Source organism: Achromobacter sp. 1011791174, assembly GCF_059760925.1.
This window is the reverse complement of the sequence record NZ_JCBANH010000145.1, coordinates 1-10,136: the sequence shown is the minus strand read 5'-3', so window position 1 is coordinate 10,136 and position 10,136 is coordinate 1. Positions and strand designations below refer to the sequence as shown.

Below are 10,136 nucleotides of genomic sequence, written 5' to 3'. Positions count from 1 at the left end.
CGGGCCTGCCGGCCGGCGCGCGCGAAGCTTCGAGTTTACGAGTGTTCGACGGCTTTGCCGTTACGGACAAATGGCAGCTTGCAGACCAGGGCGGGCACCCACTTGCCACGGATGTCCACCTCGACCGTGTCGCCGGGAGCCACGCCCACGGGCAGGCGGGCGAAGCCGATGGACACGCCCAGCGTGGGCGACATGGTGCCGCTGGTCAGCTCGCCCGCGCCCTGCTTGGCGCGCACGGCCATGTGGGCGCGCATCACGCCGCGCTCCTGCAGCTTCAGGCCCAGGAAGGCGGCCGGGGTGGCGAATTGTTCCAGCGCGTCGCGGCCGATGAAGCGGCGCTCGGCGTTCTTCAGCGACACCGTCCAGGTCAGGCCGGCCTGGTCGGGCTGGATCAGCTCGTCCATGTCCTGACCGTAGAGATTCATGCCGGCTTCCAGGCGCAGCGTGTCGCGCGCGCCCAGGCCGCAGGGACGCACGCCTTGCGCCGCCAGGTCGCGCCACAACGCGACGGCCTGCGTGGCGGGCAGCACGATCTCGAAGCCGTCCTCGCCGGTGTAGCCGGTGCGGGCCACCAGCGTGTCGTCGCCCACCTGGGCGGCCACGAAGGGCGTCAGCGGTTCGCTGGCGGCCTGCCAGGCCGGACGCGCGGCCCAGACCTTGGCGCGGGCGTTCGGGCCCTGCACGGCGATCATGGCCAGGTCGCGGCGCGGCGCGATGGCCACGTCGAACTTGCCGGACTGCCGGACGCGCTGCATCCAGGCGATGTCCTTGTCGGCGGTGCCGGCATTGACCACGACGCGCCACTCATCGGCGGCGAAGAAATAGATGATCAGGTCGTCGATCACGCCGCCCTGCGGATTGAGCATGCAGCTGTACAGCGCCTTGCCCGGCACGGTCAGCTTGGCCACGTCGTTGGCGACCAGGCGTTGCAGGAAGGCGAAGGCGTCCGGGCCGGTCACGTCGACGTTGAGCATGTGCGAGACATCGAACATGCCGGCGTCCTGGCGCACGGCGTGGTGCTCTTCCAACTGCGAGCCGTAGGCCAGCGGCATGTCCCAGCCGCCGAAGTCGACCATTCGGGCGCCGGAGGCGATGTGTTCGTCGGCCAGCGGGGTGCGTTTGAGGGTTGCGGACATGCGCGGGAACTCCGGAGCGGCAGCGTTGCCAGGGTTGCGGAAAGCCGCCAGCGGACACGCGTCCACGGCACGGCTGAATCTTCCGCCCCTCTGTCCTTTTGCCTGAGAGTTGCCCCGCGTGGCGGGTGTGCACCTTCGGCGCCTGGGCTGCCCGCTACGTCCCCATTCGGGACGGCCTGAAAGGCGCGGCGCCAGGTCTCTCCAGAGTGCTGTTTTGCCGCGTCGACCGAAAACCGGGACAGGGCAAGCATGGACGGTATGGGTTACCTGAGCGATTCCGGGCGAATTGCGCCTTCGGCGGCGGCCAGCGTGATGGCCGCTCTCTCCCGCAACATGCGTGACAGCGGCGCAAGCATACATCGAAACCCCGGGCGCCGGAAAGCGAGGAAACCCGGCAGTCCGCGCGCCGTTCGGGCGGCCGCGACAGACCGGGAGCAAGCCGCCGCCACTAACCCAGCGCGGTGTCCAGCAGCATCATCAGCACGAAGCCCAGCATCAGCCCGCCGGTGGCATGGACCTCGTGTCCCTTGCGGTGCGATTCGGGAATGATTTCATGGCTGATGACGAACAGCATGGCCCCGGCGGCAAAGCCCAGTCCCCACGGCAGCAAGGCCGCCGACCAGCCCACCACGGCAGCGCCCAGCACCGCGCCCAGCGGCTCGACCAGGCCCGACAGCATGCCCAGCGCCACCGCGAAGGCGCGCTTGTAACCGGCGGCCATCAGCGCCACCGCCACCACCAGCCCTTCGGGAATGTCCTGGATGGCGATGCCGGTGGCCAGCGCCGTGCCGCGCAGCGGGTCGTTGCCGGCATAGCCCACGCCGATGGCCAGCCCTTCGGGCAGGTTGTGCAGCGTGATGGCGAACACGAACAGCCAGGTGCGGCGCAGGCGATGCGCCTCGATGCCTTCCCTGCCCTTGATGAAATGCTCGTGCGGCAGGCAGCGGTCCATCAGCAGCAGCACCGCCGCGCCCAGCAGGATGGCGGCGCCCACCAGGATGCCGGCGCCCCAGGGGCCATGCCCCAGCTCGCCCGCCGCGGCGATGCCGGGCGCCACCAGAGAGAAGGCGCTGGCGGCCAACATCACGCCGGCGCCAAAGCCGTACAGGCTGTCCTGCACCTTCTGCGGCAAGGTCTGGGCGAACAGCACGGGCAGCGTGCCCAGCGCGGTCGCGGCGGCGGCCATCATGCCGCCCAGCAGCGCGTCGGCCACGTGCGGCGCGCGCACGTCCAGGCAGACCCAAAGCTGGTACAGGGCCAGGCAGGACACCAGCACGGCCAGCGTCCAGATGCTGACGCTGGTGGCGGCCGGCCGGATCCGGTGTCGGCTGAATGTGTTCATGGGCGCCTCGCTGGCCTAACCGCGATCAGCCCACGGCGGCGGCGTAGCGGCGCGCCACCTCGGACCAATCGATCACGTTGTAGAACGCGCCGATGTACTCGGGACGGCGGTTCTGGTACTTCAGGTAGTAGGCGTGCTCCCATACGTCCAGGCCCAGGATCGGGGTATTGCCGTGCATCAGCGGGCTGTCCTGGTTGGCGCTGCTCTCGACCACGAGCTTGCCGGCCGGCGTCACCGACAGCCAGGCCCAGCCGCTGCCGAAGCGGGTCAGCGCGGCCTTGGTGAAGGCTTCGCGGAAAGCGTCCAGCCCGCCGAGGTCGGACGCGATGGCCTGCGCCAGCGCGCCGTCGGGCGCGCCGCCGCCGCGCGGCGACATCACGGTCCAGAACAGGCTGTGGTTGGCATGGCCGCCGCCATTGTTGCGCACCGCCGCGGTGATGGCGGCGGGCAGCTGGTCCAGCCGCGCCACCAGCGACTCGACCGGTTCATCGGTCGACAGGCCGGCGCCTTCCAGGGCGGCGTTCAGGTTGTTGACGTAGGTCTGGTGATGCTTGCCGTGATGGATCTCCATCGTCAGCGCGTCGATGTGCGGCTCCAGCGCGTCATAGGCGTAGGGCAGCGCGGGCAAGGTATGGGCCATCAGATGTCTCCGTCAGATCGTCCCTCGGTGGCGGGAACGAATCACTATCAAAAACACAAATGATATTTATTTTTATTTGATATCACAACGGGATTGTCACAATCCGCGCGATAAGGCCGGCCTATCGCCGCCGGACGCGCGCCCGGCAGCGGCCGTCCGCGGCCTCCCGGCGCCGCCCGATTCCGTCCGCTACAGCGCCTTGCCGCAGGCCACGCCCGAGGCCCAGGCCCACTGGAAGTTGTAGCCGCCCAGCCAGCCGGTCACGTCCACGGCCTCGCCGATGAAGTACAGGCCGGGCACGGTGCGCGCCTGCATGGACTTCTGGTCCAGCCCGCGCGTATCCACGCCGCCGCGCATGACCTCGGCCTTCTTGTAGCCGGCCGTGCCGCTGGGCGTCAGCGTCCATTGATGAATGTCCTGGGCCAACCCGCGCAGCGTCTTGTCCGGCGCATCGGCCAGTCTCAAGGCCGCCAGTCCGGGCTTGCCGCCCTGCTCCGCCAGCGCCAGCCAGGCGTCGGCCAGCCGCTTGGGCCACAGCCCGGCCAGCACCGTGTGCAGCTGCTGCCGGTTTCCGGACTTGGCATCCAGCAGCTCGGCGGCCAGGTCACGGCCCGGCGCCAGGTCCACCACGATGGGCTCGCCCGGCTTCCAATAGCTGGAAATCTGCAAAATCGCCGGCCCCGACAGCCCGCGATGCGTGAACAGCAGGTCTTCGAGGAATTCGCCGCGCGCCTTGCCCTGCCCCGTGGACAGGCTCACTTCCAGCGCCACGCCGGACAGCGCCGACAAAGGCTGCCATTGCGCCGCGTCGAAGGTCAGCGGCACCAGCGCGGGCCGTGGCTCGACGATTTTCAGGCCGAACTGGCGCGCGATCTTCAGGCCGAAATCGGTGGCGCCCAGCTGCGGGATCGCCATGCCGCCGGTCGCCACGACCAGCTTGGCCGCACGGATGAGGCCCTGGCTGGTGCGCAGCTCGAAGCCCTGCTCGCCGTGGGCGATCTCGGCCACCGAACAGCCCATGTGCCAGGCCACCCGGCCTTCGTCGCACTCGGCGCGCAGCAGCCCGATGATGGATTCGCTGGAATCGTCGCAGAACAGCTGGCCGCGATGCTTCTCGTGCCAGGACACGCGATGGCGCTTGAGCAGCGCCAGGAAATCCTGCGGCGTATAGCCCGCCAGCGCCGAACGGCAGAAGTGCGGGTTCTCGGACAGGAAGTTGGCGGGGCCGGCGCCGAGATTGGTGAAATTGCAGCGGCCCCCGCCGGAAATGCGGATTTTCTCGGCCAGGCGCTCGGCGTGGTCCACCAGGACCACGCGCAGGCCCCGCTGGCCAGCCACCGCGGCGCACATCATGCCCGCGGCGCCGGCGCCCAGCACGGCAACGTCAAACAACATCGGAGCTCCGGATCCTTGCGGGATCACTCTTCCTTCAGGCAGTCGACGTAGTAGCGCTTCTCGCCGTCCTCGCCCACTTCGTCGGCCAGGCCGTGGATGTAGGTCTCGAAGCCCGGGAAGCGCTCGTTGAACTCGCGCGCGAACTGCAGGTACTGCACGATGGTGCGGTTGAAGCGCTCGCCCGGGATCAGCAGCGGAATGCCCGGCGGGTACGGCGTCAGCAGCACGCCGGTGACGCGGCCTTCCAGCTTGTCGATGTCGACGCGCTCGACCTCGCGGTGCGCCATGCGGGCGAAGGCGTCGGACGGCTTGAGCGCCGGCACCATGTCGCTCAGGTACATCTCGGTGGTCAGGCGGGCCACGTCGCGTTCGCGGTAGGCCTCGTGGATCTGCTGGCACAGGTCGCGCAGGCCCATGCGCTCGTAGCGGCGATGCACCTTGCAGAAATCGGGCAGGATGCGCCACAGCGGCTGGTTGCGGTCGTAGTCGTCCTTGAACTGCTGCAGCGCGGTCAGCAGCGTGTTCCAGCGGCCCTTGGTGATGCCGATGGTGAACAGGATGAAGAACGAATACAGGCCGGTCTTCTCGACCACCACGCCGTGCTCGGTCAGGTACTTGGACACCAGCGCGGCCGGGATGCCGGTCTCGCCGAAGCTGCCGGACATGTCCAGGCCCGGGGTGATGATCGTGGCCTTGATCGGGTCCAGCATGTTGAAGCCTTCGGCCAGGTCGCCGAAGCCGTGCCAGTGCTCGTTGGACTCCAGGATCCATTCATCGCGGTTGCCGATGCCTTCGGACACCAGGCGGTTCGGGCCCCAGACCTTGAACCACCAGTCGTTCTTGCCGAATTCGGATTCCACCTTGCGCATGGCGCGGCGGAAGTCCATGGCTTCGCGGATGCTTTCCTCGACCAGCGCGGTGCCTCCGGGCGGCTCCATCATGGCGGCGGCCACGTCGCAGGACGCGATGATCGCGTACTGCGGCGACGTGGACGTGTGCATCAGGTACGCCTCGTTGAACACGTTGCGATCCAGCTTGCGGGTCTCGGACTCCTGCACGATGATCTGCGAGGCCTGCGAAATGCCGGCCAGCAGCTTGTGCGTGGAGTGCGTGGCGAACACCATCGCGTCTTTGCTGCGCGGGCGGTCCTGGCCGATGGCGTGCATGTCCTGGTAGAACTCGTGGAACGCCGCGTGCGGCAGCCAGGCTTCGTCGAAGTGCAGCGTGTCGACGTGGCTGCCGAGCTGTTCCTTGATCATTTCGACGTTGTAGATCACGCCGTCGTAGGTGCTTTGCGTCAGCGTCAGGATGCGCGGGTTCTTGTTGACGGCCTCGCGCGCGAAGGGATTGGCCTCGATCTTCTTGCGGATGTTGTCCGGGTGGAATTCTTCCAGCGGGATCGGGCCGATGATGCCCAGGTGATTGCGCGTCGGGCGCAGGAACACCGGGATCGCGCCCGTCATGGTGATGGCGTGCAGGATCGACTTGTGGCAGTTGCGGTCCACCACGACCACGTCGCCGGCGGCGACGTTGGCGTGCCACACCACCTTGTTCGAGGTGGACGTGCCGTTGGTCACGAAGTAGCAGTGGTCGGCGTGGAAGATGCGCGCGGCGTTCAGCTCGGACTCGGCCACCGGGCCGGTGTGGTCCAGCAGCTGGCCCAGTTCATCCACGGCGTTGCAGACGTCGGCGCGCAGCATGTTCTCGCCGAAGAACTGGTGGAACATCTGGCCCACGGGGCTCTTCAGGAAGGCCACGCCGCCGGAGTGGCCGGGGCAGTGCCAGGAATACGAGCCGTCCTGCGCGTACTTCACCAGCTCGCGGAAGAACGGCGGCGGCAGGCTGTCCACGTAGCTGCGCGCTTCGCGGATGATATGGCGCGCCACGAACTCGGGCGTGTCCTCGAACATGTGGATGAAGCCGTGCAGCTCGCGCAGGATGTCGTTCGGGATGTGCTCGGACGTGCGCGTCTCGCCGTACAGGTAGATCGGGATGTCGGCGTTGCGAAAGCGCAGCTCGCCGATGAAGGCGCGCAGGTTCTTGATCGCGCTGGCCACGTCCTCGGGCGAGTCCACGTCGAACTCTTCATCGTCGATCGACAGGATGAAGGCGCTGGCGCGGCTCTGCTGCTGCGCGAAGGAACTCAGGTCGCCATAGCTGGTCACCCCGATCACCTCGACGCCCTCGGCCTCGATCGCGGCGGACAGGGCACGGATACCAAGACCGGACGCGTTCTCGGAACGGTAGTCCTCGTCGATGATGAAAATGGGGAAGCGGAATTTCATGCAGGCGCTCCTGGGGCAAGGCAAACGGACGCGTATAAGGGACGCGAGTGTACTGCGGTAAATAAACCGCCTGGGGATAGGCGGCGCGTAAGCCCGCCGGGGTGCGGGAATGGCCGAATTGTAGGGCGCTTTTTCTTTCAGTCCCAAGGCAATCCGCCCCGGGGCGCTCGCAGCGGCCCGCGGGTGTTGCGCATATGCCCCGCCGGGCGCGCCAGCGGCGTCGCGGCAGGCCGCCGCGACGGCGGGAAAACGGGGATCTAGCGCAGGGTCAGGGGCTCGCCGGCATGCAGGGCCGCGATGAAACGTTCGAAGTAAGGCGGGATGGCCTCGGCCTGCCCGTAACGGATACGCCGCTCGACCTTGGCGATGGCGGCCAGGCAGACCTGGGCGCCGGACTCGCCGCAGACCAGCACCACCGGGTCCTCGTCGTCGCAGACTTCGTACAACCCGCCGTGCTCGCGCCGCGCCACCTCGTACAGGTAGGCGGCCGCGCCCACGGTCTGCATCGGCGTCAGGGCCAGCGCGCCGACGTGGGCGGCCTCGAGCGCGGCATCCAGCGCATGGATGCTGCCCGGCGTGTAGTCCAGCCCGGCGCCGTCCGAGCCGGCGGCCTGGACGAACTCCTGGGCGGCGGCGGCCACCCGCGCCACGAACTCCGCCTGGACTTCGTCGCGCCTGGCTTCATGGTTTGTCTTGAGGAAACCGAACATCGAGGGCTCCTTGGAGAAAACCGCTAGCGGCGTTGAAAACCATTATAGGCAAGCGTCCCCCTATACTGGATTGCCGCGCCGCAAGGCGTGCCCATTTCCCAACACCCCGCCATGCCCGATCCGCTGATACGACGATTGACGCCCACCGACGCCGCACCCTTGCGCCAGTTGCGCCTGGACGCCTTGCGCGAAACGCCTGAAGCGTTCGGATCGAGTTACGAAGAGGAACATACGCTCACGCTGGACGACATCCGCGCCTGGGTCGCCACCGACATCGAGAACGCCATGTTCGGCGTGTTCATCGACGGCGCGCTGGCCGGCATGACCGGCGTCGGCCGGCAGCACAGATTGAAGATGCGCCACAAGGCGCAGATCTGGAGCGTGTACGTGGCGCCGGCCGCGCGCGGGCGCGGACTGGCGCGCCGGCTGATGCTGGCCGCCATCGACCACGCCGGCGGCATGCGCGGCGTGCGCCAGCTGCAGCTGAGCGTCACGGCCGGCAATCTTGCCGCGCGCGCGCTGTACGAGAGCCTGGGCTTCGCGGAGTACGGCGTCGAGCCGGAAGGACTGTGCGTGAACGGCGTGATGCACGACGAAAGACTGATGACGCTGCGCCTGGCCGGCGACTGAGCGCCCTGCGGCGGCACACGCCGCTGGCGGCCTGCCGCAACTTCCCGCCCCTTGGAGCCGACGCTGCGTGGCGCCGTTTCAGCCCGAGTTGGCGCGCCGGCGCGCGCCGTAGGAACACACCTGGTTGCGGCCACCGTCCTTGGCCTTGTAAAGCGCCTGGTCGGCCGCCTTGATGACCGCCTCGGGCGCGCGCAACGCGTCGCCGCGCTCGGCCACGCCGATGCTGACCGTCACGCGCAACGGCCGCGTGTTGCGTCCGCCGCGGGCGCCACGGCGGCGCAAGCCCGCCTGGTCCGTCCGAGGACGGGCCGGCTTGTCGCGCAGGCGCATCTGGTAGGCCTCGATGGCGCGCCGCACGGCTTCCAGGTGCGGCATGCTTTCCGCCGCGGTCTTGCCGGGAAACACCAGCGTGAACTCCTCGCCGCCATAGCGGTAGGCATGGCCGCCGCCGGACACGCGGCGCAGTTGCGCCGCGACCATGCGCAGCACCTGGTCGCCCACGTCGTGGCCATGGGTATCGTTGAAGGCCTTGAAATGATCCACGTCCGCCATCGCCAGCGTATAGACCCGGCCCATGCGTTGCAGCTTTTCGTTGAGCGCGCGCCGGCCCGGCAGCCCGGTCAGCTCATCGCGGAACGCCATGTGGAACCCTTCATGGGCCAGCGAAATGGATAGCGAGGTCAGCGCGGCGGCCGACATCAGCGCCAGCTCGATCGGATGCTGTGCGCCGCGCGGCAGGGCCCAGGCCATGCAGACGAAGCCCAGCCACTGGCCGGCCTGCTGCGGACGGCCATAGCGCAACAGCAGCAGGGTCAGCGTCAGGCCGGTCGCCAGCAGCGCGGCCAGCGCCTCGACCGGAACGCCCAGGCGCGCCAGCGCGCCTTGCACGGCCAGCGTGCTGAAGAAGTCCGCCGTGCCTTCCTTGCCCGCCAGCGCGATGGCGGCCGCGCCCGAGGCCATCAGGCCCAGCCGCGCGGCCAGGTCCAGCAGCACGCTGGAGCGCTCGGCCCACAAGGCATTGATGGTGTAGGCCAGCGCCCACCAGGCCAGCGCCGGCCCCAGCGCCCACGGCGCCTGCTCCGCCAGAGCCGGCCAGGCCGCCGCGGCGACCAGCACGCTGAGCATCAGCGCCATGGTCTGCGAACGCTGGTACATCAGGCAGATGGCGATGCCGATCAGCGCCATCACCCAGGGCACGTAGGGGACGATCAGCGCCAGGGCGGGCGGCCAGTCCTGCCAAAGCAGCAGCCCCGCCGCCGCCGCCACCGGCAGCGCAGGATAGAACAACAGGGGCAGCCAGGGGATATGGGGGTAACGCACGATAGGGCCTTGCTCACGCTTGCTGAAATGACGTCGCCATATCGGCAAACACATATTTCACTTTACGGTCATCCCCAGAGGTTCTTTAGCGCCGCGCGACCGGCGACCGCCGTGCTATGTTGGCTGTCCCTGCCCGCGCCACCGCCCCCATGAGACTCCTGATCAATATCGACGTGCCCGACCTGGAGCGCGCCATCGGCTTCTACGAACAGGCTTTCGGGCTGACCCTTACGCGCCGCCTGGGGCCGGCGGTGGCGGAAATGTCCGGCGCCCAGGCTCCCATCTATCTGCTGGAGAAGGCCGCCGGCACGCCGGCGGCGGGCGCGGCGCGCCAGCCGCGGGATTACGCCCGGCACTGGACGCCGGTGCACCTGGACGTGGTGGTGGACGACGTGGACGCGGCCGTGACGCGGGCCGTCGCGGCCGGCGCCCGGCTCGAAGACCCGGCCGCCACGCATGCCTGGGGCCGCATCGCCCACCTGAGCGACCCGTTCGGCCATGGCATCTGCCTGCTGCAGTTCCTGGGCCGGGGCTACGACGAACTGGCCGAACCGGCGCTGCGCTACCCGGCCGTGTCCGAAGCCGATTTCGACGACCTGCTGGCATTGCGCATCGCCGCCATGCGCGAAAGCCTGGAGCGGCTGGGCCGTTTCGACCCCGAGCGCGCGCGCAGCCGGC

At 68.7% G+C, this 10,136-nt stretch carries 9 protein-coding genes and 2 riboswitches; of the genes, 2 read left to right on the top strand and 7 right to left on the bottom strand.

Features of this window, described 5'->3' with window-relative positions; genetic code table 11:
* Nucleotides 1-35: 35 nt before the first annotated feature.
* The 6 genes from gcvT to AC6LJ5_RS28875 form a co-directional block, all read right to left on the bottom strand.
* Nucleotides 36-1,136 (bottom strand): glycine cleavage system aminomethyltransferase GcvT, encoded by a 1,101-nt coding sequence (gene gcvT / locus AC6LJ5_RS28900; protein ID WP_103271121.1) that lies wholly within the window; start codon nucleotides 1,134-1,136, stop codon nucleotides 36-38.
* A gap of 80 nt (nucleotides 1,137-1,216) precedes the next feature.
* Nucleotides 1,217-1,351, bottom strand: a riboswitch (glycine riboswitch).
* A gap of 29 nt (nucleotides 1,352-1,380) precedes the next feature.
* A riboswitch (glycine riboswitch) is annotated at nucleotides 1,381-1,475 on the bottom strand.
* 109 nt (nucleotides 1,476-1,584) lie between these two features.
* Nucleotides 1,585-2,478 carry a ZIP family metal transporter gene (locus AC6LJ5_RS28895; RefSeq protein WP_392413107.1) on the bottom strand — a complete coding sequence of 298 codons (894 nt, stop codon included), beginning with the start codon at nucleotides 2,476-2,478 and terminating at the stop codon, nucleotides 1,585-1,587.
* A 25-nt stretch (nucleotides 2,479-2,503) separates the two neighbouring features.
* Nucleotides 2,504-3,118, bottom strand: a complete 615-nt coding sequence (locus AC6LJ5_RS28890) for a superoxide dismutase (protein WP_103271123.1) — start codon at nucleotides 3,116-3,118, stop codon at nucleotides 2,504-2,506.
* A gap of 189 nt (nucleotides 3,119-3,307) precedes the next feature.
* Nucleotides 3,308-4,513, bottom strand: a complete 1,206-nt coding sequence (locus AC6LJ5_RS28885; protein ID WP_498142305.1) for a BaiN/RdsA family NAD(P)/FAD-dependent oxidoreductase — start codon at nucleotides 4,511-4,513, stop codon at nucleotides 3,308-3,310.
* A 23-nt stretch (nucleotides 4,514-4,536) separates the two neighbouring features.
* Nucleotides 4,537-6,798: an arginine/lysine/ornithine decarboxylase gene (locus AC6LJ5_RS28880; RefSeq protein WP_103271125.1), complete on the bottom strand. Its 2,262-nt coding sequence runs from the start codon at nucleotides 6,796-6,798 to the stop codon at nucleotides 4,537-4,539.
* A 257-nt stretch (nucleotides 6,799-7,055) separates the two neighbouring features.
* Nucleotides 7,056-7,508 carry a hypothetical protein gene (locus AC6LJ5_RS28875; RefSeq protein WP_498142304.1) on the bottom strand — a complete coding sequence of 151 codons (453 nt, stop codon included), beginning with the start codon at nucleotides 7,506-7,508 and terminating at the stop codon, nucleotides 7,056-7,058.
* 87 nt (nucleotides 7,509-7,595) lie between these two features.
* Here AC6LJ5_RS28875 and AC6LJ5_RS28870 point away from each other — a divergent pair, with 87 nt between their 5' ends.
* Nucleotides 7,596-8,138: a GNAT family N-acetyltransferase gene (locus AC6LJ5_RS28870; RefSeq protein ID WP_369869724.1), complete on the top strand. Its 543-nt coding sequence runs from the start codon at nucleotides 7,596-7,598 to the stop codon at nucleotides 8,136-8,138.
* A gap of 78 nt (nucleotides 8,139-8,216) precedes the next feature.
* Here AC6LJ5_RS28870 and AC6LJ5_RS28865 read toward each other — a convergent pair whose 3' ends face one another.
* Complete coding sequence (locus AC6LJ5_RS28865) at nucleotides 8,217-9,458, bottom strand: GGDEF domain-containing protein (RefSeq protein WP_103271128.1); 1,242 nt, start codon at nucleotides 9,456-9,458, stop codon at nucleotides 8,217-8,219.
* Between the two features lie 149 nt (nucleotides 9,459-9,607).
* On the opposite strand from AC6LJ5_RS28865, the gene AC6LJ5_RS28860 reads away from it, so the two are divergent.
* Nucleotides 9,608-10,136, top strand: a 529-nt coding sequence (locus tag AC6LJ5_RS28860; RefSeq protein ID WP_498142303.1) for a VOC family protein, incomplete at its 3' end; no start/stop codon positions are given.